This is a genomic window from Undibacterium sp. JH2W (assembly GCF_049340425.1).
Taxonomy (GTDB): domain Bacteria; phylum Pseudomonadota; class Gammaproteobacteria; order Burkholderiales; family Burkholderiaceae_D; genus Undibacterium.
The window spans coordinates 170,247-194,965 of record NZ_JBMPOT010000003.1; the positions used below are offsets into that span (position 1 = coordinate 170,247).

The 24,719-nt window shown below is 50.3% G+C and carries 16 protein-coding genes; 6 read left to right on the plus strand and 10 right to left on the minus strand.

Going from position 1 to position 24,719, the window contains the following annotated elements:
• Positions 1 to 13: 13 nt before the first annotated feature.
• Complete coding sequence (locus ACO0LC_RS05285) at positions 14 to 1,072, plus strand: AraC family transcriptional regulator (protein WP_423001342.1); 1,059 nt, start codon at positions 14 to 16, stop codon at positions 1,070 to 1,072.
• A gap of 203 nt (positions 1,073 to 1,275) precedes the next feature.
• On the opposite strand, the gene ACO0LC_RS05290 is transcribed toward ACO0LC_RS05285, so the two are convergent.
• The gene (locus ACO0LC_RS05290) at positions 1,276 to 1,548 is read right to left on the minus strand and encodes a helix-turn-helix domain-containing protein (RefSeq protein ID WP_423001344.1); all 273 of its coding nucleotides are present in this window, start codon (positions 1,546 to 1,548) and stop codon (positions 1,276 to 1,278) included.
• 33 nt (positions 1,549 to 1,581) lie between these two features.
• On the opposite strand from ACO0LC_RS05290, the gene ACO0LC_RS05295 reads away from it, so the two are divergent.
• From ACO0LC_RS05295 to ACO0LC_RS05305, 3 genes are all read left to right on the plus strand, one after another.
• Positions 1,582 to 1,743 carry a hypothetical protein gene (locus ACO0LC_RS05295; RefSeq protein WP_423001346.1) on the plus strand — a complete coding sequence of 54 codons (162 nt, stop codon included), beginning with the start codon at positions 1,582 to 1,584 and terminating at the stop codon, positions 1,741 to 1,743.
• 23 nt (positions 1,744 to 1,766) lie between these two features.
• Entirely contained in the window at positions 1,767 to 2,063 is a 297-nt protein-coding gene (locus ACO0LC_RS05300; RefSeq protein ID WP_423001348.1) for a hypothetical protein, read from the plus strand.
• A gap of 270 nt (positions 2,064 to 2,333) precedes the next feature.
• Entirely contained in the window at positions 2,334 to 2,567 is a 234-nt protein-coding gene (locus ACO0LC_RS05305) for a hypothetical protein (RefSeq protein ID WP_423001350.1), read from the plus strand.
• A 592-nt stretch (positions 2,568 to 3,159) separates the two neighbouring features.
• Here ACO0LC_RS05305 and ACO0LC_RS05310 read toward each other — a convergent pair.
• Positions 3,160 to 8,877, minus strand: a complete 5,718-nt coding sequence (locus ACO0LC_RS05310) for a hypothetical protein (RefSeq protein ID WP_423001352.1) — start codon at positions 8,875 to 8,877, stop codon at positions 3,160 to 3,162.
• A 204-nt stretch (positions 8,878 to 9,081) separates the two neighbouring features.
• Between ACO0LC_RS05310 and upp the strand changes: the two genes are divergently transcribed.
• The gene (gene upp, locus ACO0LC_RS05315) at positions 9,082 to 9,714 is read left to right on the plus strand and encodes a uracil phosphoribosyltransferase (protein ID WP_186951564.1); all 633 of its coding nucleotides are present in this window, start codon (positions 9,082 to 9,084) and stop codon (positions 9,712 to 9,714) included.
• A gap of 30 nt (positions 9,715 to 9,744) precedes the next feature.
• Positions 9,745 to 10,911, plus strand: coding sequence for a pyridoxal phosphate-dependent aminotransferase (locus ACO0LC_RS05320; RefSeq protein ID WP_423001355.1), 1,167 nt, complete (start codon positions 9,745 to 9,747; stop codon positions 10,909 to 10,911).
• A gap of 166 nt (positions 10,912 to 11,077) precedes the next feature.
• Here ACO0LC_RS05320 and ACO0LC_RS05325 read toward each other — a convergent pair whose 3' ends face one another.
• From ACO0LC_RS05325 to ACO0LC_RS05360, 8 genes are all read right to left on the minus strand, one after another.
• Entirely contained in the window at positions 11,078 to 12,541 is a 1,464-nt protein-coding gene (locus ACO0LC_RS05325; protein ID WP_423001357.1) for a DUF3999 family protein, read from the minus strand.
• On the minus strand, positions 12,538 to 16,476 hold the full coding sequence (locus ACO0LC_RS05330; protein WP_423001359.1) for a DUF2339 domain-containing protein: 3,939 nt from the start codon (positions 16,474 to 16,476) through the stop codon (positions 12,538 to 12,540). The genes ACO0LC_RS05325 and ACO0LC_RS05330 overlap by 4 nt, the downstream gene beginning before the upstream one ends.
• Positions 16,477 to 16,764: 288 nt before the next feature.
• Entirely contained in the window at positions 16,765 to 17,172 is a 408-nt protein-coding gene (locus tag ACO0LC_RS05335; protein WP_423001361.1) for a hypothetical protein, read from the minus strand.
• The gene (zapE, locus tag ACO0LC_RS05340; RefSeq protein ID WP_423001363.1) at positions 17,169 to 18,266 is read right to left on the minus strand and encodes a cell division protein ZapE; all 1,098 of its coding nucleotides are present in this window, start codon (positions 18,264 to 18,266) and stop codon (positions 17,169 to 17,171) included. The genes ACO0LC_RS05335 and zapE overlap by 4 nt, the downstream gene beginning before the upstream one ends.
• 168 nt (positions 18,267 to 18,434) lie before the next feature.
• Positions 18,435 to 19,862, minus strand: coding sequence for a dihydrolipoyl dehydrogenase (gene lpdA, locus ACO0LC_RS05345; RefSeq protein ID WP_423001365.1), 1,428 nt, complete (start codon positions 19,860 to 19,862; stop codon positions 18,435 to 18,437).
• Positions 19,863 to 19,923: 61 nt separating this feature from the next.
• Entirely contained in the window at positions 19,924 to 20,256 is a 333-nt protein-coding gene (locus ACO0LC_RS05350) for a PspC domain-containing protein (RefSeq protein ID WP_423001367.1), read from the minus strand.
• Positions 20,257 to 20,289: 33 nt separating this feature from the next.
• Positions 20,290 to 21,546, minus strand: coding sequence for a 2-oxoglutarate dehydrogenase complex dihydrolipoyllysine-residue succinyltransferase (gene odhB, locus ACO0LC_RS05355; protein WP_423001369.1), 1,257 nt, complete (start codon positions 21,544 to 21,546; stop codon positions 20,290 to 20,292).
• A gap of 61 nt (positions 21,547 to 21,607) precedes the next feature.
• Positions 21,608 to 24,463 carry a 2-oxoglutarate dehydrogenase E1 component gene (locus tag ACO0LC_RS05360; protein ID WP_423001371.1) on the minus strand — a complete coding sequence of 952 codons (2,856 nt, stop codon included), beginning with the start codon at positions 24,461 to 24,463 and terminating at the stop codon, positions 21,608 to 21,610.
• Positions 24,464 to 24,719: the final 256 nt, after the last annotated feature.

The window sequence follows — 24,719 nt, forward strand, 5'->3', positions numbered from 1 at the left end:
TTCTTGTTTTAATATGCCAAATTCACATACAGGTTCAGTCGCAGGCAGCCGCAACGCTGGACGGGTGGCTGCAGCCTACCTGCAACCCTTGCTTGAACTGGTGAATGAGCGTGGTGTGAATTTACACACGCTGGCAGCCAAGGCAGGCATGGCTGATGATGCACTGAGCATGCGGCAAGAAAGCATAGCCGCAACCGACTACGTACATTTGCTTGATGCTGGCGCAGAACTCAGCCATGACCCGCAGTTTGGTTTGCATGTAGGCGAAAGAGTCAAACTAGGCACCTATAATGTGTATGGCATGATACTCATGAGCTGCCGGGACTTTGAACAGGCTTTCCAGCAAACCATGCGCTATGAAGTCCTGGCCCATGATCTTGGGCGCTCGGCCTTGGTCGTCAATAATGAGATCACGGAATATCAATGGCATAGCCAGTTCCCACAAGCAAACAGGCACCTGGTGGAAAGCGTGTTCGCAGGTATACGCGTTTTTGGCAACTGGTTTGCTGGCACCACCTTGCCTGATGCACCAGTTTATTTCAGGCATGCTGCGCCAGATGATTTACGCGAACATCATCGTTTGTTTGGCAAGGAAGTCCATTTTGACGCAAAGCTCAACTGTGCCCGCTTTCCAACTGCTTTGCTGAGTTGGCCCGTGCCCAATGCCGATGTCAGTATGTACCCTGTCTTGCAACTTCATGCTGAGCAACTACTCAAGCAAAAACAGCGGGCACAACAAGATGGCGGCATCGTTGCCCAGGTCCGAGCCGCTATCTGCAATACTTTAGCGCAAGACCAGGCAAGATTGCCCCTGATTGCGCAAGAGTTATTATTGAGCCAGCGTACACTGCAGCGTAAATTGAGCGAAGCAGGCTTCAGCTTCCAGCAAATTCTGGATCAAACCAGAAAAGACATGGCCACTGATTATTTGCAGCAAACTGGCTTCAGCCTGGCAGACATTGCCTTCCTGCTTGGATATCAGGAGCAAAGCGCCTTCAACCATGCGTTCAAGGAATGGACAGGTGTGAGCCCGGGCGCGTACAGGGAAAAACATCTATCTCAAAATAAATAAAAAAATGCGGGGCCGTATACACGGTTCCCGCATTTTTTATTGTTCTGGACGGTGGCCAGTCCGTTTATATGCGAACCAAGCACACCTCACTACCGTCATACATATCGGTTGTATGTACAGCAGCTAGGGATACTATAGCGCAAAATTATGACGGCTGCGTGAACTGCTATTTGAGATACATCAAACCTGCAAGACAAACATATTCACGCTGGTGTATCAACCGCCGCATCAGTGACTGAAATACTTTCAAAACGAAACAGATCTTGCACAGAACAGTTAAACAACTCGGCAAAGGCTTCGATAAATTCTACCTTCCAGTGCTCTGCCTTGTTATCGACGATGCGCAATAATTGAGAATGCGATACAGTCACACGCCTGGCGATCAGCAGGCGATGCAAGGCAGAAACCGAACGTATCTTGTTTTCAACCATCAACTCACGGATTCTGAGCTCGGCTTTTATTTTATGTCCGGACATGGAGAAATTAATATTACTGGGTTGGGAATAGAGATGAGTGAACATCAAGCAACGGCTGCGATGATACAGGATATAAGTAATTTTTGCGGTCACCGCATAAAAACAACATCAAATATTGAATTTTCTTCACGCCATGCTGGATTTTTTTTAAAAGCTGTGGCAAGATCAATTCATCGCATTTGGCAAGACTTATAAACATTTTTAATTTAGGACGATACGTGAAAACTACCTGGCTCCCACAACTGCAACAAGACATGTGCTTAACAGCACAGGGTTTGCTGTCAGCATTGTCGGCCAAGGCAGTGGCGGGATTGAACTATGTTGATGCGCGCACAAATCTGGCAAAGGTAGCTGTCACAACATACAAACGCACGGATAGAACTAGCATTATTCGTACAATCGCCAAACATGTGAGTAACCGTAACGAGCAGTCCAATCCAGTTAATTTTACGTTTAACCCTAATCAGTATCATCGCATCCGAAGGTCAGCCCTTCAGGTAGCAGGAGCAAATTAAAACAGCTCCTCCCCACCTAAAGCTGAAAAGCCCGGATGCCCTAAAAAGCTCCGGGCTTTTTGTTTGATCATCTGCTGCTTTTATAAACTATAAGCGCAGACCCAGTAGTGAAACCCGCGCAAGCGGTCGTGGTCAGTAACAGGGCCACGGAAACACCAGTAAGTCAATACACAAAGTTAATTTTATTCAGCTTGTTCAGGCAAAGCCAGGACAAGCGAAATTCTGGGAAAGCCCCCAGCTATTTTTTAATTTCAAGGAAGGGAGGTAAACATGTTTGCTGTATTCTGGATAGAAATCCACAAACAAATTAAAATGTCTCATTGCAGGGAATTTGATACCGGCGACATGATTGCCGCCCTCAAATTTGCTGATGATCTGAGACAAAGACAAGCCGCAGGAGAATATATACGCCACATCAGCATGTCTTCAGAAAACACCAATTCTGTCGGCATTCCAAGTGCAGCTATAGATTACCACTGGGCTGAGCACAAGATTGCGGCTTGATCCTGTCAACATTTCTGTCATTACTCATGATAAAAAACATGCTGAGACCTGGGCTTACCCAGGTCTTTTCTATTAAGGCGATGCATTGGCAAAAATTGTTTTACTCCTGAATGCCCCCAGGTTTATCAATATGCATATGTAGAAAAACTGCCTGCATCTACTTCCAGTCAGTACATCAATAACTCCTGCAGCACGCTAGTTGCGAAATTGCCTGCTTAGAAAGTGGTGTCAAATTCGTGCTGTCAAATCCGTGATGCCAAGTCCGATTAAGTCCCATCTGATGATGATAAAAAGGGGACAGTCCCGTGAAAAACTGCTGACTAACTTTACCGAAAGCCCTGAAAACATAGCCAGAGTCGCTCCGGAAATTGCCAATTGCATTAGCTATAAGGCTTATTTCCCAAGCTTTTCCGGCTTGAGTGCAGTTTCGCCAACTCAGAAACCGGTTTCCACTCCAGCACAAAACGTCTTGGTCTCGCCTTTCTCAAGCACAAAACACTATCTCTTGTTCCATAGCTATGGCGTATCCATAAAAAATCCGCGCAATTTTGCGCGGATTCAGTTAACTTGACATCAATAACCAGCTAATGGTTTAACGATTACTTGCCAAAGCCAATTGCATAGTTGGCTTACTGCTTTCTTCTGCCTGAGCTGGTGTAGTTGCAACTGGCGGAGTCAATTCATAGCTCATGTGTAAACCAGTATCCACTTTTTGCACCGGCATTACTGGTTCCAGCGCCGCTGTCTTTTGCGTTACGGTGCGGGAGGCAGCAGTACCGTTGAAATTAAAACCACTGAAACCAGCGAATCCGGCAATACCAGCACACAACAATAAACCAGCGATGACAGATGGACGCAGGCGGAAACGTTTTTGCACTTCATCTTGCTGAACTGTCGCATCGTAAGCCACAGAAATTGGTGCAGCCGCCAGCATTTGCTCGACCTGTTGACGCCATTCTTCCGAAGTTTGCCTATTGCTGAGCAATTTCGTGATCAAGGCTTGCGCCAATTGCTCTGCTTCCTGATGTTCAGCCTCCAGCGTTTGTTTTGCCATTTCTGCTTCAGCTTGCAATTCTTGTTGCTGTTGCTCTATGACCAGTCTGTTCTGTTCTTGCCATTCCCTGGCGGATGCCAAGGCTTGCTCTATGAATGCCTGGGCAGCAGCTTGTTGTTCAGCACGTTGTTGCAACATGGCTTGCAGTTCTACTTCATCAGCAGCTTGTTTTTCCAACTGTGCTTGCAAGGCTTTTTCGTCTGTGATGCGTTTTGCTGCGGCATCCGCCAGTACTTGTTGTTTTTGCTGAGTTTGCGTTTCAACAGCGATCAATTGTTGCTGCAGTTCGACTTGCAATGCTGCTTCGAGGGACAATTGTTCTTCGAGTTTGGCTTGCAGAGCACTTTGCTCTTCCATGCGTTTGGCGATAGCTGCATTGAGCGCCTGCTCTTTCTCCAATCTTTGTGCTTCAGCCGCATCCAGTTTGGATGTTAGCTCAGCTTGCAATACTGTCTCTACTGCCAAGGCTTGTTGAGCTTGTGCCAGCAAGTCATTCTCTTTCTCTGTACGTGCGGCAAAGCTTGCGGCCAAAGCTTGCTCTTTTTCCAGTCTTTGTGTTTCAGCGACTTGCAGTTTCGACGCAAATTCGGCTTTCAATTCTGCCTCTGCCGCCAAGGCTTGCTCAGCGCGGGCCAGCAGTGTGTTTTCTTCTTCAACACGTGAGGCTATAGCTAAGGCCAGGGTTTGCTCTCTTTCCAGCCTTTGCGCTTCCAGAGTTTCAAGTTGGCTTTCTTCCAATAATTTGGCACGCAGTTCTGGCAATGCTTGTTCATCTGCAGCGATTTGCAGGGCTGTTGCTTCTTCAATTTCACGCTCCAGCGTCAGTTTTTCTTGTTCCAGTGCGTTAGCAATTAACAATTGTTCTGCGCGTTGCTTACTTTGTTCTGCCAATTCCGATTCTAGACGTACGCGTTCTGCTGTCGCTGTAATGACCAGTCGCTCGGCTTCCATTTTTTCTTCGATGAGGCGCAAGGCATCCTGCGTCATTTGCAGGCTATCCATCTCCATCTGCTTTTGTTGCTGAATGGTGATAATTTCACGCTGCGCCAGTTCTGCACGCTGTTGCTCTGCTTGCTGCAAGATGAACAATTCTTCAGCACGGGTCTGCGCTGCTTCAGTGGCTTGTTGCTCGGATATTGCCAGTGCATGGGCAAGTTCAGTTGCTTCTTTTTCACTTTGCAGCCTGGCCTGGATGGCAACATTGGCATCTTGCTCAGCATTGGCGCGAATTTCGCACAGGCTCAGGTATTCTTGCTCAGCCAGTTTGCGTTGCTCTGCTTCTTGCGCTGCTTTTTGTTCTGCCGCCAGTTTTTGCTGTACCAGGCTCAGTGCTTCAAGTTCGCTGGAAGCGCGCTGGTTTTCAGTCATCGTCAGCGCTTCTGCTTCGCGCAATCTGGTTTCCGTCGCTTCCGCAGCGAGGCGTTGCGCTTCTGCATGTTCAGCGGAACGTGCCAGCAATGCTTGTTCAGCATTGGCCAAGCGCAATGTGGCTTCCAGAGCTTCTTGTTCTTTATAGGCACGTTCGCTTGCCGCTTCTGCAAATTCACGTTCTATCGCCAGTTTGGCTTGCAGGGTGATTTCTGCGGATTCTTCTTGTTCCAGTTTGGTTTTAAGTTCAGCACTGATTTGTTGTTCAACTGCGATTTTTTCCTGGCTGGCGCGGCTCAGCTCCAACAATAAGGCGGTTTTTTCTTCGAGTGCGACGGCTGCCTGACGCTTGATCAATGCTTCCTGAGCAGCTTGTGCCAGCCATTGTTTTTCGGTCTCGTTAAATTTTTCTGCCAGTTCGCGTGCCTGTGCTTCAACAGCGTGGCGCTCAGCAATCAGTTGGTGCTGCGCTTGTTCTGCCACCAGGCGAGCTTCTGCTTCTGCGGTCGCTGCCAGCTCTGCCTGTTGTTTGGCTGTCAGGCTGGCTAATACAGCTTGCTCAGCAGCGACGCGTTGCTGTTGCGCTGCCAGCAATTCCTGCTCTTGTTGCAGGCGTTGTGCCAGCAACTCAGCCATGAGGCTTTGTGCATCGGCATGGGCAGCCAGTTCCTGGAACAAGGCTTTTTCTGATGCCAGGGTCGCTTCAGTTGCGGCGAGGATGATTTTTTCTGCACGGGCGCGAGCTTCAGCAAACTGTTGCGCCTCAGTTTCACTGGACAAACGGCTTTGCACGTCTTCATGCGCCTCTTGTTCTGCCTGCAATTTGGCTGCTGTGGTGTCCAGCAAGGCCTGATCATCCGCCAGGCGTTGTTGCAAGACAGCGTCAAGTTCAGCAACTTTTTTATTTTTTTCAATGACCAGTTCGTGGGCTTTATGCTGACTGGCAGCATAGGCTTGCGCCTGGATTTGCAATGCCTGCTCCGCTTGCAATTTGGCAGCAGTCAGCTCATTGGCTTCTTGCTCAGCCCTGGCCCTGACTGCTGCAGCCTGTGCATGTTGTTGCTCTGCTTTTGCCCTTGCAGTGGCAGCTTCAGTAGCAATTTTTTCTGCAGCCAGTTTCTCTGTAGCTGCTTTTGCTTCCAGTTCAGCAGCATCTGCTTTTTGTTTTTCCAGCCTGGCTTGTTCTTCCAGTGCCAGTGCAGCCTGTTGTTGAGATTTTGCTTTCCCCTGTTCAAGCTGTGCCAACTGAGTTGCAGCTTTTACCCGGGCTGCAGCGGCGGTTGCTGCTTGCTGCTCAGCCTTGGTTTGTTGATTGTTTTGTTCCAACAGTTTTTTCTCTTCGACTACTTTGCTTTCCATCGCAACACGCAGAGCTTGCTCAGATTGTAGACGGGCCAGATGCTGGTCACGTTGTTCTTGCTCTACTGCTGCCTTGGCTTGCAATTCTGCTGTCAGGCGTTTTTCTGCCTCCAGTTTTTGCTGGACCAGGCTCAAGGCTTTTTGTTCAGACTCTGCACGCAAGCGCAAAGTCTTGCCCAGTTCCTCAGCCTCAACTGCCTTGGTTTGTGCCAGTACTGCAGACTGCTTTTGCAAATCTGCATGTTCCTGCATTTTTTGCAGGCGTACTTGTTCTGCCGCGATCATGGCTTGACGCGCTGCACGGGCTTCAGCCTCTTGCTGTTGGCGTGCGTTGAGGACATCAGTATGCTCGCGGTCAGCATGAGCGCGAGCGATAACTTGCTCAGCAGCTTGCTTTTCTGCTTCCAGTTTTCCTTGTGCAGCTCTTGCCGCTTGCTTTTCTGCTTCCAGGTGCATTTGTTCTGCGCGTGCCATTTCTGTGGCTTGATGGCTGATCAGCAAAGCGACTTTGGCTGCCTTGCATTGAGCATCTTTTTGCAACTCGGTTTGTTCCAGAGTGGTTTTTTCTGCATCCAGCGTAGCTTCCAGCGCCAGTCTTTCTTCGCGTTCAGCTTGTTCCCTGGCGGCTGCAATTGCCTTGGATTCTTCTTCGGCGCACAGCCTGGCTTCAGCTTCTTGCTGGGCGGCTTGTTCGAGTTGCAGTTTTTCTTGCGTTGCCTTCAGCACTTGTTGCACTGCATTGGCACGGCGACGTTCTGCCTGTAGTTTTTCTTCCTGAAGTTCCATCGCTTTCACCTCATCATTAGTGCGTTGCTGTTGGACGCGCAGAAGTTCGCTGGCATCTTGATTTTTCCTGGCAGCGGCTGCGGCCATTTTTTGCTGCAATTCCACCTGCTCCATGGTTTTTTCCAGGCTCAGTTTTTCTGCCACACATTCAGATTCCTGCGCTACACGACGTGCATGTTCCGCCTGTTCATGCATGCGCAAGAGTTCTGCATGGGATAGATCTGCTTTGGCCAAAGCCTCAGCTTCTTCTGTCATTTTGCGTTCGGCTGTCAATTTTTCTTGCAAGGCAGCGGCAGCTTTTTGCTCGGCAGCAGCGCGCATTTTTTCAGCTGCCATCAATTCCTGGGCTTTTTTGGCTTTGTCTGCGGCTGCAAGATTGGCGCGCTTCAATAATTCAGCCTGGAAAGCGCTTGCGCTCAGGGCTTGTTGTTCAGAATCAGCTTTTTCACGGGCATCTTGCACGGCCTGCTTTTCGATTTCTACACGTTCTTTGGCCAGTGTGGCGGCACGGTGTTCTTCGATGACACGTTGACGGGCATTGTCAGCAGCTTCCTGCTCAGCCAGACGGCGTTGACGGGCTTCTTCTGCCAACACAGCTTCAGCACCCTGTCTTGCCCGCGCTTGCATGTCGGCTTGCTGCTCGTTTTCTATGCGCGTCATGGCGGTCGATTGCAGTTCTCGCTCTGCGCGTATGCGTGACTCAGTCACCATGCGGATTTTGTCTTCTGCTTCGCGACGGGCCTGGGCTGTCGCAGCAGCGATTTTTTCTGCCTGTTCGCGCTTGTTGGCGGCAATGCGCAAGTCTTCTTCTGACTGCATGCGCAGTTGTATGGCTTCAGCCGCCTTTCTTTCCGATTCCATCCTGGCTTGGGCAATTGCCTCTTGACCTTGCTCCAGGGCGACGCGTGCCAGTGCATCTTCACGGGCGCGCAGCTCTACCGGGGCACGGTTGATGGCATATTCCAGCGCCATGGCTTCTGCCTGGTCACGTTCTTTGCTGATTTGTAGAGACTCGCTGCGGACTTTGGCCAGCATTTCTGCAGTTTCACGTGCTTCGCGGTCGCGTTTTTCGCGTTCGCGTGCCAGTTCCGTAATACGGGCATCTGCACGGGCGCGTTCTTCTGCCTGCTGGCGTGCAGATTGTGATGCTGCAAAACGTTCTGCAGCCCAGTTACGGGCATTGGCTGTTTGCGTTGCCAGTTTTTCTGCTTCTGCATGGGCTTGTGATGCCAGTTCTGATTCCGCCTTGAACTGGTACTCGGCTTTTTCTATGGCTTGCTGTTCCAGTTTGGCGCGTTGTTCTGATTGTTCACGGGCCCGAGACTCTATCAGTGTGCGTTCTTGCAGATTCCTGGTTTCTTCAGCAGTAGCGGCAATTCTGGCTTCGCTGGCAGCACGCGACTGGCGCTCTGCCATCAATTTTGCCTGGGTACCGGCGACGGCTTCTTGTTCAAGTGCCAGTTTGCGCTGTGCCAGCTCGGCTGCTTCGGCCTCGGCCTGTGCCCTGGTTTCTGCCAGCGCTCTGGCTTGTGACTCTGCTTTCAACCGGGTTTCCGCTGCTACGGTGGCCCTGGCTTCTGCTTCTACCCTGGCAATAGCTTCACGAATACCTTTCACATCGATGCGGGTATTGGACTCAATTGCCTGTTCTGGTGGCAAATAATCGTCCTTGCGATCGCCATGGCGATCCAGGGAGTAGTCTCCCAGAGATAATTTATTTAACAACGCCTGATTGCTGTCCATTCTGCACTCCTGATCTGATAGTCGTTCACCGTCATCGCGGGCCCTGCCATGCCGGAACTTCTTATACTGGATTATCAATCAAGAAAAAATTGACGATGGCTGGAGCAGAAGTGGAAAAACACCTCAATTCCTGATTTATCCGTTTCCCTTAATGCTTGCTGGGACGTAAAATAGCGGTCAACTCAACATTGCCGGAGAATTACCTTGAACGAACTCGTTACCGAAATCAGACACCCGCTGGTGCAACACAAGCTGACACTGATGCGCAGCAAAGACACACCGACGGATAATTTCCGCCGCCTCTTGCGTGAGATCAGCCAGATGCTGGCCTATGAAGTCACCCGAGACCTGCCTATTGAACTGGTGAAGATCGAAACACCAATCACAACGATTGACGCGCCTACCATCAGCGGCAAGAAGCTGTGCGTGATCTCAGTGTTGCGTGCTGGCAATGGCATCCTGGATGGCATGCTGGATTTGCTGCCAAATGCACGCGTAGGCCATATCGGCCTGTACCGTGACCCAGAAACCTTGGAGCCAGTCGAGTATTACTTCAAAGTGCCGGAAGATATCGCTGACCGCCTGGTGATCGTGGTTGATCCTATGCTGGCCACCGGCAATTCAGCCGCTGCAGCAATCACCCGCCTGAAACTGCGTGGCGCCACGACGATCAAGTTCGTGTGCCTGCTGGCTGCCCCGGAAGGCATCAAGGTCATGAATGCGGCCCACCCTGATGTACCTATCGTGACTGCATCTATCGACGACCACCTGAATGAACACGGTTATATCGTGCCAGGCCTGGGCGATGCTGGCGACCGTTTGTTTGGTACCAAGTAATTAATTTTTAGTTTTTGAAGAGTTTCACCGATGACGACCACTGCCCGCTTCGTTCCTGTTTCCAAATTGCCCGAAGTGGGCACCACCATCTTTTCAGTGATGTCTACCCTGGCAATGGAGAAAAAGGCGGTCAATCTTGGTCAGGGATTCCCTGACTTTAGCTGCGACCCTGCTCTGCCTGCCCTGGTAGCACAAGCCATGACGGATAATTACAATCAATATCCGCCCATGCCAGGTATGCCGCAATTGCGCGAGCAGATTGCCGCCAAGATCAAAAACATCTATGGCCATACCTATGATGTGAATACCGAAATCACCGTCACAGCCGGAGCTACCCAGGGTATTTTGACCATCTTGCTGGCCTGTGTGCATGCTGGCGATGAAGTCATCGTCATTGAACCAGCCTATGACAGCTACGTATCCAGCATCAAGCTGGCAGGCGGTGTGCCGGTATTTGTGAGCATGGAATTGGGGGCAGATGGCTATACCATCCCTTGGGGTAAGGTAAAAGCCAGCATCACGGACAAGACCCGCTTGCTGATGCTGAATTCACCGCACAACCCTACCGGATCGGTATTGAGTGTGGATGACATCGCTGCTCTGAGCGATATCGTGCGCGACAACAGGGTCTTGATTGCCTCTGACGAAGTATATGAACACATGGTGTTTGATGGTGGTCGCCATGAATCGCTGTCACGCTACCCTGAACTGGCCGAGCGCAGCTTCATCATTTCAAGCTTTGGCAAGACTTATCATGTGACTGGCTGGAAGGTTGGTTACGTAACGGCACCGGCAGCGCTGATGGCAGAATTCCGCAAAGTCCATCAATACAATGTCTTTACCGTCAATACACCCATGCAGGTAGGGCTTGCTCATTATATGAGCAAGCCTGCTCCATATCTGGCATTACCGGACTTTTATCAAAAGAAACGTGATCTGTTCAGGGCTGGCCTGGCCGACTCTCGCTTGCGCCTGTTGCCATGTGCGGGGACTTATTTCCAGTCCGTTGATTATTCGGGCATTTCCGATATGACAGAGCTGGAATTTGCCCGCTGGCTGACGACGGAAATTGGTGTGGCGGCCATCCCGGTTTCTGCTTTTTATCAGCAAGGCAAGGAATCTGGCATCGTGCGTTTTTGCTTTGCCAAACAGGATGCCACCCTGCAAGACGCTTTGCAACGCCTGCAGAGCATTTAATTCCCTTCAAAAGGCCTGAAAACATTAAGAACGTGTTTGCGATCTGTAGCGAGCGTCAGCGGGAGTAAAGAGCAGCGCAAAAAGCGGAATGTACTCTAGTACATGAGCATTTTGAGCAGCACATGAGCCCCGATCACGCTTGCGCAGTAAGATCGCAAACACGCTCTCAGGTCTTTGCCTTATCTTCCGACATATTCTTCAACAGGGACCACACCATCCCGCCCAATAATAACAAACCAACACCTAATGCCGCCCATAGCCAGGGTTTATGCTCTTTGGTTGGTGTTTTCTCAACGACAGGTTTGATTGCTGCCTGTGGAGCGACATAGTCGACAATTTCCACACTGGCAACATCAGCTTGCACAGGCTTACTAAGGTCCATTTTGGGGATCAGGCTTGTCAGTAACAGTGCTGCGCCTTCTTTATTTTCGACTCCCCATTCCAGTTGATACGGCGATTTGCCTCGTGCCAAAAATACCAGCCTGCGAGGCAAACTGGCGATCTGTATCTCTGGCAAAGTCTTACCCAGCTTGCTGAACTGACTATCAGTTTGCAAGCGCAAAGTCTTATAGCTGGCACCATCCATGAGCATATCAGGCGATTTCACTTCGCCGTTTTGCAGATTTATTTTGTAGACTAGGCTGTCATTCAACCAGACTTGGTGATCTACCACCTGCACTTCAGCATTGCGTTTCTGATTCCTTAAGACATGCAGAGGATATAACGGACTATGTCTGTGATGATACGAGGACACCGGTGCAGTTGTTGTAGTCACCTGTGCCAGTACCGTAATATGTAGCAGGGTGTTAGGCTCGCTCACCAGCAGACGCAGGCTGTCTATAGGCGTGTTATCAGGAATGCTGTAATCGCAGTAATTTGCAGAACAAGCCTTCACCGGTATAGGTTTACTCCATTGCAAAACCGGTGGTGTGTAGACTTCTTGCTGGCTATCGATACTGACACTGTCCAGCCAGGGGGCATCTGCAGGATTTGTCCAGCGCAGGCGTAAATACTGGGCGCTGACATGCTGCAACCTGATGGCGAGATTCTGCAACATGGAACCCTGGTGACGCAATTGCACCAGTTGCTCACCGCCTAGTGATTGCCAGTTTTTCAGGTCATTACTACTTTCCAGCGTGAAGTTAAACATGCCATCTGCCTGCTCGGCGATGCCAAACCTTGCTTGTAATAACTTGCCCTTGATCTTGCTGACATCAATAATCCAGGCAGGCACAGGATTTTGCCTGGTGATTTTGACTTGCGACAAAGCGCTTAGTGAACCATCTGCATTTTGCCGGAAACTGCTGAAGCTGCTACTTTGTATGTCTTTTATAGGAAAAGCACTGACTGTATTACTCCCCAGCTTGGCTGTAGCTACTTCCACATCAGTCCAGGCAAACGACAAGAGATCACCCTCAGCATTGCGCACACGCACATCATGCAGGTCAGGGTGTAGACTGCCGGGGTAAATACTGGTTGGTATATCCAGTTGAAAATACGGGCCCGCTCCTGTACTGGTAATGACCGCATGTTTTAATTGCGGTGTAATCACCTGTGCAGCGACCACATTAGAGACAAGCGCACAAGCAGCCAGCAGTGACAGTTTCATTCTCAGCTTGCTGATACTCATGATGCTTTCCCTTGATCTTCTGGTGCGTCACCATCCTCTGCCAATGTCGCTTGCGGCTCTTTGGGCTTGACAGGCACAGGTGCGAAATAACCAACCACCAGCAACAAGATACCAACACCGATGAAAGAGACAATACGGTATAGGCCGCCACGGTCAGCCAGTTCTATCAGGAACAGTTTCAATACCACGACGCCAAGCAAGGCAGCACCGGCTATCCAGATGCTGCGCGACATACGGCGGTTACCAAACAACATGACAGACACGCCACAAATTGCCCAGGCAATGGAAACCGCAGCCTGACTCAGGCGCGAAGCAAACAGAGCATCCGCATCCCAAGGCACACTGGCAAAATGGTGGCAGCTACGCAAGACCATGCCTGTCAATAAAGCCAGGGCTGTAGCTGCTGCCAATGCTGTGGCAGCATGTTTGGCGTTCGTTTTGAGTGTTGCCATAGGCAAAGCACGCCACCAGTGTAATAAGGACGCCAAGACCAGCCATTGTCCCAATTCCAGGGGGTTAAGCAAAGGCAGATAAGGCAAAGGGCTGGCGTCACCCGCGCTAAAAGCATTAGTCAACCAACACCAGGCCAGCAAATACAGGGCAACGGGTGTACAAGCCTGTTCTATATAAGCTTTACGATAAGAGTTAAGCGGCCATCTGGCAGCCAAAGGTTTAGCACCGATGAACCAGAACACCAGCGCAGGAACTAGCACCCAACCCAGCAATGGCCAGCTTGACCAGGTGTCTGCCAGAGGAGCAAGGCGTGCCAGTCCTTCGCGTGCAGCCAAGAACAGGAAAAACCAGAAACCGGTAATATGCGTCAAACTCAAGAGTCGCGGCCATGTAGCCATCCAGTTTTGCTGCTTTTTCAATATCTGTAAATGCCAGGCAAGTGCCAGCGGCCAGGCCAGCCATCCAAGGTTTGCCGACGGCAAATAAAGACCGTTCGCGCTCGCCATGCCTATCAAACCTGCAAAAACCAATAGCGGCAAAGTAACGATAGTGGCAAAACCCATTTGCGGCCATTTGCGCCAGCTTGCCAGTACTGCCATCAATACTGCACTGGCCAAGCCGATCACGATAGCCACAGTCGAAGAATATGCACGAAGATCTGTACGTACCAGAGTTTCCAGGCTCTCAGAGAACCATGCACTTAACCACCATACCAGACCCCAAACAACAGGCAAGCCCAAAGCAAGTTTGCTATTACACCAGGGATTGAGCCAGACAGATGGTAGTTTGTGCTCTGGCGTGCCTGCATTAGCCGCATTTACAACGTTGCCTAAGCCACTCAAATCCAGCAGCACGGTACGCATTCTGGCCGCTTCGGCACGGATAAAATCTGCACTAAACCATGCTGACACGGCTAACGATAAAGGCACAAAAAAGCCCAGATGCGCAAAAGCTGTACCTTGATACTTACCCGGCTCAGTCAAACACAGACCGGCAGCAATGATTTGCAGAACTGCAGCAAAACCTGCCAAAGCACCATGAGACATACGCAAACCTACCCACAGCAAAAGGCATGAAGTAAATGGCCAGATCAACGAGGCCTGTGTCAGATTGATAGCAAACAACATGGCCAGATGCAACAGCACACTACCGCTGATGATGGCCAACTGGTTCCAGATAGACCAGTCCGGAGGTAAAGCCTGTTCTTGTGCAGCCCGTTTGGTTGCCACCATGGAACGCCCTGCGCTGAACAATATGCTGCCAGCGATGATCAAGGCAGCCAGTCCACCCTTCCAGCCATCCTCCAGCGCTGCATTGCCATTGGCAGCAACATGTAGTGTCAACATGAAGGAAGCCAGTGCGCCTGCCTGCAAGGCAGCAGAGATATACTCAAAAGCCTTCAGCACATAGCGGCGAGCAATGGCCGATACCAACAAGGCCATGACAGCCATGGCCGCAGCAGCAAACTGCGGAACCAGCAACATCCAAGGCAATAAAGTCAGTGAAGCTGTAGCCAGCCATGGCAAGGCCGCATTTGGCATGGTTTCCCAACTTGCAATATTCTCGGGCTTAGCTTTTCTATGCAGATTCCAGACGACAAAGCAGCTTATTGCCAGCAAGACTGGCCCCAGCAAACCGCCCTGCAACAGTGGGCCCGTCGCTTCAGGGTTGATGTAGATACCATGCAAGAGTTTGTACGCTGCCCCCACCATGACAACATAGGCAAAACCGCGTGCATAAGGACGTTGCTGACGTATACCCAGCCAGTACATACCTGCGCCCTCTATGGCCCACGCAGCACCTGTCCATGCACCTTCCAGCCCTAGCGGTATTGCCAGTGTGGCAAAGATGGCTGCAACAATGACATAAGCCTCTGCCAGTAATGCCAGGCCTTGCCTGGCTTTGGAAAATACAAATTTAGCCAGCAGCAGATAAAAGAACCCTACGGCAAGCGCAGAAAAGGCAGCGCCAAAATCGGTATGTTTGACCAGCATGTACTGCATACCAAAGGCCGTGATGGGATTACCAAATACCAGTGCACTATCGACCCTCCCCACCCGCTTCAGGGTAGCCAGGGGGCCCTCTTCAACTTCCGCTTCTTTCAAGGTGCGACGGGCAAACAACAGACCTATCAGGGCAAACAGGACAAAGAAGAAAATCAGGAAAGGCTGAACAATGCCGTACTGGCTATCAGTATAGTTTTGTTCCGCCCAACCCAATGCCAAGGTAAAAGTGCCAACGAAACCAATCAAGTTCAACACACGCCATGCATTGAACCAGGCGACCACAAAGATACCTATGTCCAGAACTGCCATGTAAGTGAACAAACCGAACGGACGGTTTTCACCTGTGGAAATCAAAACAGGAGTGGCAAAACCTTCGATTGCGGCAACGATTGCCAGGACAGGCGCATTTTGTAAGACCGCCAGGATGGCACTCAGAACAGATACCATAAACAGGAAGCCAAAGCCGACCTCGGGAGAAATCAGGGCATGCAATTTCATAGCTGACAACGTGGTCAGGTAAAACACGCCTATCGCCATACCCTGCAATATCAGCGCATAGTCCCTGCGCTTGTTACGCAAGAGCCAGCCCAGGCTCAATAACACAACCCCAGATAAAGCCACACCTGCGTAACGCAATTCCACCGGAACAGTGACCCGCTCGGCAGTGTAGCGCAACAAGAAAGCCAGTCCCAGGAACAAAATCAAGACACCAACTTTGACCAGTGCGTTGCCACCAAAGATGAGTTTGGCCAAAGGTGCTGGCAGACTTTCTCTCAGTGTTTTTGGGGGCGGGGGCGGCGGAGTTTTGATTACTGCCGGTTTCACCGTGGCCGGAGTTGGTGCTCTCGTAGTAGTGCCACCAAAATCTATGTCAGAGATTATTATTGGGGCTGCTGTCGCAGAAGCCGTTTGTTTTGCAGTGTCATTCCCAAATAAAACCAGATCTTCCTGTGGAATAATCTCCAAATCCAGGCCTTCCAGGCTGGTTTTAGGCTGCGTCAGGGGGGGAGTGACATCTGGCTGATCTGCCTGCGTACCAAACTCTATACTTGGAGGTGTGTTTGCCGGGATGTCTGGCGCAACTACGTTCAATATCGCATTGTCGCGCTGTATTGTGGCAAGCGCATTTTCTGGATCAGAAATCGCTTTTTCTGCTGGTGCTGATTCACTTGCAGGCACCAAGACGTCGGCACTGTTAACGACCATGCCACCCGCTTTAAGCTCGGCCATTTCACGTTCCAGCGTTTGCAGACGGTGTTCCAGCTTGTGTATTTTCTGGCGCATTTCCGCCATTCCGTCATCTGGCTTACTTTGCGATGTCTGGGCTGCGGGCGCATCCGCTGCCACATTTGCCTTGTTTGCGCGGGCAATCATGTGGGCTACAAAGCCGCCTACCAGGCTGAAAAAGAACATGGCTGCACCTGAACCAGTCGCTACACCCAGGATAAAGCCTATGATTGCCCCAACAAACCACATATAAATTTCCTTGTTCACAGTATGTCAATGAGACTAACGACAGACTGTAAGGAAATTTCCCAAGACTTGCAATACTTATATCGCAGTCAGCATAGTGGAATAGTTACTAAATTACATGCACAAATCCTTGTGCCGCAGAATGTTAAAACTGATCTGCGATTCAATGAGAGATTGGGACAAGGGCAACTTATCAGGCAAATAGCTGCTGAGGATAAATAAAGCACAACTGAAGTTAACCAGGAATATGTATCTATGGCTTACAGTCGCTTACAAAATCCGCTTCCATTATTATGGCTTAGCCTGCTTTTTGGCCAAATCCCTGTCCAATTCATCAATGCGCAGTTTACGCTGTAAGGCCTTGGCTTCCAGAGAAATCCTTTGCAAGGACACGATGTACTGGCGGCGCTGCTGCTTGACATCATTGAGGCAATCATTGACGAAGAAAATCTGATGACAAGCGCGATCTGCCTGTTCATACCAGCGCTGCAAACGCTGTTGCACCGCACTACTCTCTTTCAAGGCACTATCGGCCTGCTCTGCAGTACTAAGGCTGCCCGCTGCATATTTTTGATCCAGACTGGCAGTCGAACCCGCAATTTGTGCCAGCTCATCACTATCAGGCACAGCCTGGGCAGAAAAGGCAATAGTCATTTGCAAGAGCAATCCCAGGCAAATCGACAATAAAGGTTTCATCAAGCAATACTTTCCGCAATTTGGCGTTGATCAGCATCCATATATTCTTTTGATTGCATTTCTATGATACGGGATACAGTCCGGTGAAATTCATTAGACAAGGTACCATTGGTATAAAGTTCCTCAGGAGGGACTTCTGCCGACATGATTAATTTCACCTTATTGTCGTAAAACACGTCTATCAGCCAGGTAAAGCGACGTGCTTCGGAAGACATGGCGGCGGACATACGTGGAACTGACGATAAAACCACCGTGTGAAAACGGCTGGCAATTTCCAGGTAGTCATTTTGTGAACGCGGCCCACCGCACAATGTGCTGAAGTCAAACCAGATGACGCTGCCAGCACGGCGTAAAGATTTGAGCTTACGTCCCTCAATATCGACATGCGGGTCTTCATCACTGGTTTCTGCAACGCGCGCAAAACTATCGCGCAATGCCTTGTCCGTGGCAGCGTTGAGCGGCGTCATATATGCCTGCACCTGTTCCAGTGCGCGTTTGCGATAGTCATTACCAGAATCCACATTCAGGATATCGAGCTTTTCTTTCAACAAGGCGATAGTTGGCAGCATGCGGTCACGGTGCAAACCATCAGGATAGAGGGTATCAGGCTGATAATTGGAGGTCATGACGAAGGACACCCCATTTTCAAACAGGGCATTGAGCAAGTTATACAGCAACATCGCATCTGCCACGTCAGAGACGTGAAATTCATCGAAACAAATTAGCCGATATTTTTTGGCGACTCTGCGCGCCACTTCGTCCAGTGGATCTGCCATTCCCTTGAGTTCATCCAGTTGCCTGTGCACGGCACGCATGAATTCGTGGAAATGCAGGCGGGCCTTCCTGACGACTGGCACGACGGAAAAAAAACTGTCCATCAAAAAAGATTTGCCACGCCCGACGCCACCCCACATATAAACGCCACGCGGCACTTCTGGACGGGTAATCAGACGGGTGAATTTATTTGCGCGCTTACTTTTATACTCCACCCATTCTTCATAGGCAGTCTGCAAACGATCAACTGCACGCTTTTGTGCTTCATCGGCCTGAAAACCGCGTTGACTCAGGGCATCCTGATAATACTCTATGACATTCATGGGCAAGGGATACTATCTTTGCTGGCTTGCCTATGCATGGCAAGCGGTTAAAAAGCGACGCACTCAACCTCAATCAAACTAAGGACAGGGTGCGCTGCCATGTGGGCGCAACATTACGCCCCTCTTTCAAAAAACTGTTCAAGCAGATGCTCAAACAGTCGGCCTGAATCAGAAATTCAGGGAGCGCTTGTCTACTGCCAATGCTGCTTCTTTCGTTGCTTCAGACAGTGATGGGTGTGCATGGCAAATACGGGCGATATCTTCTGCCGATGCCTTGAATTCCATAGCAACTACTGCTTCGGAAATCAATTCAGATGCCATAGGTCCAACGATGTGTACGCCCAGGATTTCATCTGTCGTTGCATCTGCCAGGAACTTGACCATACCTGAAGTATCACCCAGGGCACGGGCACGGCCATTCGCCATGAATGGGAAAGTACCGGCTTTGTAAGCCACGCCGTCAGCCTTCAATTGCTGCTCAGTACGGCCTACCCAAGCGATTTCTGGAGAAGTGTAAATCACCCAGGGGATGGTATTGAAGTTCACATGACCATGCTGGCCAGCAATACGCTCAGCAACAGCAACACCCTCTTCTTCTGCCTTGTGCGCCAGCATAGGACCGCGTACCACGTCGCCCACAGCCCATACATTCGCCAGATTGGTTTTGCAATCACCATCAACCGCGATGAAACCACGTTCATCGAGTTGCAGGCCAACAGCTTCTGCATTCAAACCATTGGTGTTAGGTGTACGGCCAATGGAAATGATGAGTTTGTCAAACACTGCCTTGTGCTCAGCGCCCTTGTCGTCAGTGTAGTTGACGGTCACATCTTTGCCGCCATTGACGATTTCGCCTATCTTGACGCCCAGGTTGATAGACAGGCCTTGTTTGACAAACAGCTTGTGCGCTTCTTTGGCGATTTGCTCATCAACAGCACCGAGGAAAGTTGGCAATGCTTCCAGCACTGTCACTTCAGCACCCAGACGGCGCCAGACGCTACCCATTTCCAGGCCAATGACACCGGCACCGATGACGCCGAGTTTTTTCGGTACTTCAGCGATCTTCAATGCGCCGTCATTAGACAGGATAGTTGTTTCATCAAATGCTGCGCCAGGCAATGCACGTGCATTCGAGCCAGTCGCCACGATGATGTGCTTGCCAGTGATGGTTTCTTCTGTCTTGCCAGCAACCTTGATTTCGTAACCAGCGGCATCGCCTTTAACAAACGAACCATGGCCGTGGAAGAAAGTCACTTTATTCTTTTTGAACAGGAATAAGATACCGTCATTGTTTTGCTTGACGATAGTATTCTTGCGGCCCAGCATTTTGGCAACGTCCAGGCCCAAGCCTTGTACATTGATACCGTGGTCAGCGAAAGCATGACCAGCGTGTTCATAATGCTCGGAAGACTGCAACAGTGCTTTGGATGGAATGCAACCTACATTGGTGCAAGTACCACCTGGAGCCGGGCCACCTTTTTCATTGGTCCATGCATCGATACAGGCAGTAGAAAATCCCAGTTGGGCAGCGCGGATTGCGGCGATATAGCCACCAGGGCCACCACCGATAACGACGACGTCAAATTGTTTGCTCATGAAAATATCCTGATTTTGTGTAGATGATTTAGCCGTGAAACTCAGCTTGTGCTTGATAGTTTCAGCTTTCTTCAGGGACGAATATCCAGGCCAACAGATAAGCCACGACGCCCGCACCAAAGTAAAGACTGAAGAAGACAAACATCAAACGCCAGATCCAGGAATCCAGGCCGGTAAATTGCGCCAAACCGCCACAGATGCCACCCAGCCACTGGTCTTTTTTTGACCGGCGGAATTGATTCAGATGATTAAAACCCTGGCTCTGCTGTTGACCGGATGTGGAAGTGTCGCCAGTTGCCAACAATCTGGCTTTGGCTTGTGCAAATTCTGCATCAGACAGGGCTCCCGCCTGATGCAGTTCATGCAGACGTTTGATTTCGTCAGCGATATTCACGGAATGATTCTCGCTTTGCGCTCAGAACCTGAATTACAGATCAAGCAACAGACGGGCTGGATCTTCCAGCGCATCTTTCATTGCCACCAGACCCAGAACTGCTTCACGACCGTCAATGATACGATGGTCATAAGACATCGCCAGGTAATTCATAGGGCGAATCACGATCTGACCGTTTTCAACTACCGCACGGTCCTTGGTCGCATGCACGCCCAAAATTGCGGATTGTGGCGGGTTGATGATAGGTGTGGACAACATGGAACCGAAAGTACCGCCATTCGAGATGGAGAAAGTACCACCAGACAAATCGTCCAAAGTCAGTTTGCCGTCTTTTGCCTTGGCACCAAATTCGCCGATTTTCTTCTCGATTTCAGCAATCGTCATTTGATCCGCATTGCGCAGGATAGGCACTACTAGGCCGCGTGGGGAACCAACAGCGATACCGATGTCGAAATAACCGTGGTAGACGATGTCGTTACCATCAACAGAGGCGTTGATGATAGGGTATTTTTTCAATGCAGCAACCGCAGCTTTAACGAAGAAGGACATGAAACCCAGTTTCACGCCATGCTCTTTTTCAAACTTGTCTTTGTACTTATTGCGCAAGTCCATGACTGGAGCCATGTTGACTTCGTTAAAAGTCGTCAGAATCGCGTTGGTCGATTGTGATTGCACCAGACGTTCAGCGATACGTGCACGCAAACGGCTCATCGGTACGCGTTCTTCAGGACGGTCACCCAGGCTGGCGATCGTTGGAGCGGCGACTTGTTGCAGAGCTGGTTTGCCAGCTGCAGGAGCAGCCAGAGGCGCAACTACTGGTGCTGCAGCCGGTTTGGCGGCTACGGCTGCCAGTGCATCACCTTTGGTAACACGGCCATCTTTGCCGGAACCGTCAACTTGAGCTGCAGTCAGATTGTTTTCTGACAGAATTTTTGCTGCCGCTGGCATTGCTACGCCGGCAGAAGATTTTGCGTCAGCAGCAGGTGCCGCAGCGGCGGCGGCAGTTACTGGAACAGCAGATACTTCCATAGGGCTTACTTTTGCGGATGCATCAGTATCGATAATCGCGATGATTTCGCCAGCAACGACCGTACTGCCATCGCCCTTGATGATTTGTGTGATCACGCCAGCGTCAGGTGCTGGCAGTTCCAGCACGACTTTGTCGGTTTCCACGTCGATCATGTTTTCGTCGCGGCCAATTGCTTCGCCAACTTTTTTATGCCAGGACAACAGGGTTGCTTCTGCGACAGACTCAGATAACTGAGGAACTTTTACTTCGATAATTGCCATTTTTTACTCTCCGATTCGGGTAGCCAGATGCGACATCAGCTTCTGATGTCGCATCGCGTCATTATTTGGTCAGGACAAAGCCTTTGAGTTTGGAAAATGCCGTTTCCAGCAATGCTTTTTGTTGTGCATAGTGCTTGTCATAGTAACCGACAGCTGGCGATGCACTGGCTGGACGACCTGCATATGCAAGTTTTTGACCGTCTTCCAGACTTTCAAAAATATTGTGCTGGATCTGGAACCATGGTCCCTGATTTTGCGGCTCGTCTTGTGCCCAGACCAATTCCGCCATATTCGGGAATTTTTTCAGTTCAGCGACAAAACTCTTATGCGGGAAAGGATACAGTTGTTCAACACGGACAATTGCCGTATCAGACTGACCGCGCTCTTTACGGGCATTGACCAGGTCGTAATACACTTTGCCTGAGCAAGCGACAACACGCTTGACCTTCTTCGCATCAATCTTCTCATCAACTTCACCGATGACGGTCTGGAAGCTACCTTTAGCCAGGTCGGACAAAGGTGAACCTGCATCCTTGTTACGCAACAAGGACTTCGGTGTCATGATGACCAAAGGCTTGCGGAACATGCGTATCATCTGGCGACGCAACAGATGGAAAATCTGGGACGCTGAAGTAGGCTGAACCACTTGCATATTATTGTCAGCACACAGTTGCAAGAAGCGTTCTGGGCGAGCAGATGAATGCTCAGGACCCTGACCTTCATAACCATGCGGCAGCATCATGACCAGACCGGAGGCACGACCCCACTTCACTTCACCAGAACTGATGAACTGATCGATAACGACCTGGGCACCATTGGCGAAATCGCCGAATTGCGCTTCCCAGATAGTCAGTGTATTTGGCTCTGCTGTGGAGTAACCATATTCAAAGCCCAATACCGCTTCTTCAGACAAAACGGAATCGATGACAGTGAATGGTGCCTGCTTGTCAGAAATATTTTGCAGAGGGATATACGTACCAGCATCCCAGCGTTCACGGTTTTGATCATGCAAAACAGCGTGGCGGTGAACGAAAGTACCGCGACCTGCATCCTGACCTGTCAAACGAATAGCATAACCGGAAGAAACCAGGGATGCGTACGCCAGATGTTCGCCCATGCCCCAGTCCAGGTTCATATCGCCACGACCCATGGCTGCACGGTCACCCAGGACTTTTTCTACCAGGCTATGTGGTTTGAAGCCTTCTGGTACAGTCGTAATACGCTCTGCCAAACGCTTCAATTCAGTGGATGGCACTGCAGTGTCAGCAGCATCTGTCCATTTACGGTTGAGGAAAGGAATCCAGTCAACAGCGTATTTGTTTTTGAAGTTGGAGATCACCGGATCATGGGTATGCTTGCCAGCATCCATGGCATCACGGTAAGCCTTGATCATTTGATCGCCACCATCCGCAGGGATAGTGCCTTGCGCAGCCAGCTTGTCAGCATACATACGGCGTGTGCCTGGGTGCTGAGCAATTTTCTTGTACATCAAAGGCTGAGTCAGTGCAGGCGTATCTTGCTCGTTGTGACCAAGTTTGCGGTAGCAGATGATGTCAACAACGACATCTTTCTTGAACTCCATACGGTAATCCAGAGCGATCTGAGTCGCCAGGACAACTGCCTCAGGATCATCTGCATTCACGTGCAATACCGGTGCTTCGATCATTTTGACTACGTCGGAGCAATACAGGGTAGAACGTGAATCGCGTGGATCAGAAGTTGTGAAGCCGATCTGATTATTGATGACAATATGCACAGTGCCACCAGTACCGTAGCCGCGTGTTTGCGCCAGGTTCAGGGTTTCCATGACCACGCCCTGCCCTGCAAACGCGGCATCGCCGTGTACCAGGATAGGCAAGACTTGTGAACCATCTTTGTCGCCGCGACGATCCATACGCGCTTTGACAGAACCTTCAACCACTGGATTAACGATTTCCAGATGGGAAGGATTGAACGCCAGAGACAAGTGAACCGGACCGCCTGGGGTAGAAATATCAGACGAGAAACCTTGATGATATTTAACGTCGCCAGCTGGCAAGTCGTCACCATGTTTGCCTTCAAATTCAGCAAACAGGTCCTGAGGCATTTTACCCAGGGTATTGACCAATACGTTCAGGCGACCGCGGTGGGCCATACCGATAACGATTTCTTCTACACCGCGCTCACCGGCGCGCTGAATGGTTTCATCCATGGAAGCGATAAAGCTTTCGCCGCCTTCCAGGGAGAAACGCTTCTGACCCACATATTTAGTATGCAGGTAGCGCTCCAGACCTTCAGCCGCAGTCAGGCGGTCAAGGATATGTTTTTTCTTTTCAGGAGAGAAAGATGGTGTGGAGCGTATCGCTTCCAGCTTTTGCTGCAACCAGCGCTTTTCTGTAGGATCACTGATGTACATGAACTCAGCACCGATGGAACGGCAGTAAGTATCACGCAAGGCATTCAAAAGGTCGCGCAATGATGCAGTTTCTGGCCCGAAATAGGTATTGCTGATATTGAACTGTATGTCCATATCGGCATCGGTAAAGCCATAGAAACTTGGTTCCAGTTCTGGAATACTTGGACGCTCCTGGCGTTGCAGCGGGTCCAGATTGGCCCAGTGGCTACCAAGGAAACGATAAGCAGCGATCAGTTGCTGGGCAGCGACGCGTTTGCGCCCCATTTCAGCGTCAGCAGTCGCATTGACTGTGCGTATCGGGCCTTGTTTGGCACGTTCAGCAAATGATGCAATAACAGGTGCGTGGGCAACGTCTGGCTTGGCAGAACCGTCGACAGCAGGCACGTTTTGCATGGCGTCGAAATACGCGCGCCAATTATCTGGAACAGAACCGGGATTATTCAGGTACGCCTCATACAGTTCTTCTACGTACGGCGCATTGCCGCCGAACAAGTACGAGTTAGCGTTATATTGTTGCATCATCTTGCTCACCTTTCTTCGCGTTTCGCGAGATTAGCGGGTTAATCTAACCTTCCGCGACACGGCCTGACCGGTTAGCGGATTGCACATCAAGTTGTGGGGAAGGGCTTAGTTCAAACTATCCTCGAGATCAAATCAAAAAACATGTTATTTAGATATGATTTTTGATTGGATCACGAAAGTTATATGTAAAAATCACTTTCGTGGCGAAGCATAGCATAATTACTGAAGAAAAAAAAAGCGAGTCACAAAGACTCGC

Coding starts and splice junctions, on each gene's coding strand:
- ACO0LC_RS05305 (WP_423001350.1), top strand. CDS start 2,334: ATGTTTGCTGTATTCTGGATAGAAATCCACAAACAAATTAAAATGTCT.
- odhB (WP_423001369.1), bottom strand. CDS start 21,546: ATGGCAATTATCGAAGTAAAAGTTCCTCAGTTATCTGAGTCTGTCGCA.
- ACO0LC_RS05320 (WP_423001355.1), top strand. CDS start 9,745: ATGACGACCACTGCCCGCTTCGTTCCTGTTTCCAAATTGCCCGAAGTG.
- ACO0LC_RS05295 (WP_423001346.1), top strand. CDS start 1,582: ATGAGTGAACATCAAGCAACGGCTGCGATGATACAGGATATAAGTAAT.
- zapE (WP_423001363.1), bottom strand. CDS start 18,266: ATGAATGTCATAGAGTATTATCAGGATGCCCTGAGTCAACGCGGTTTT.
- ACO0LC_RS05285 (WP_423001342.1), top strand. CDS start 14: ATGCCAAATTCACATACAGGTTCAGTCGCAGGCAGCCGCAACGCTGGA.
- ACO0LC_RS05360 (WP_423001371.1), bottom strand. CDS start 24,463: ATGATGCAACAATATAACGCTAACTCGTACTTGTTCGGCGGCAATGCG.
- ACO0LC_RS05290 (WP_423001344.1), bottom strand. CDS start 1,548: ATGTCCGGACATAAAATAAAAGCCGAGCTCAGAATCCGTGAGTTGATG.
- ACO0LC_RS05325 (WP_423001357.1), bottom strand. CDS start 12,541: ATGAGTATCAGCAAGCTGAGAATGAAACTGTCACTGCTGGCTGCTTGT.
- ACO0LC_RS05310 (WP_423001352.1), bottom strand. CDS start 8,877: ATGGACAGCAATCAGGCGTTGTTAAATAAATTATCTCTGGGAGACTAC.
- lpdA (WP_423001365.1), bottom strand. CDS start 19,862: ATGAGCAAACAATTTGACGTCGTCGTTATCGGTGGTGGCCCTGGTGGC.
- ACO0LC_RS05330 (WP_423001359.1), bottom strand. CDS start 16,476: ATGTGGTTTGTTGGGGCAATCATAGGCTTTATCCTGGGTGTAGCGACT.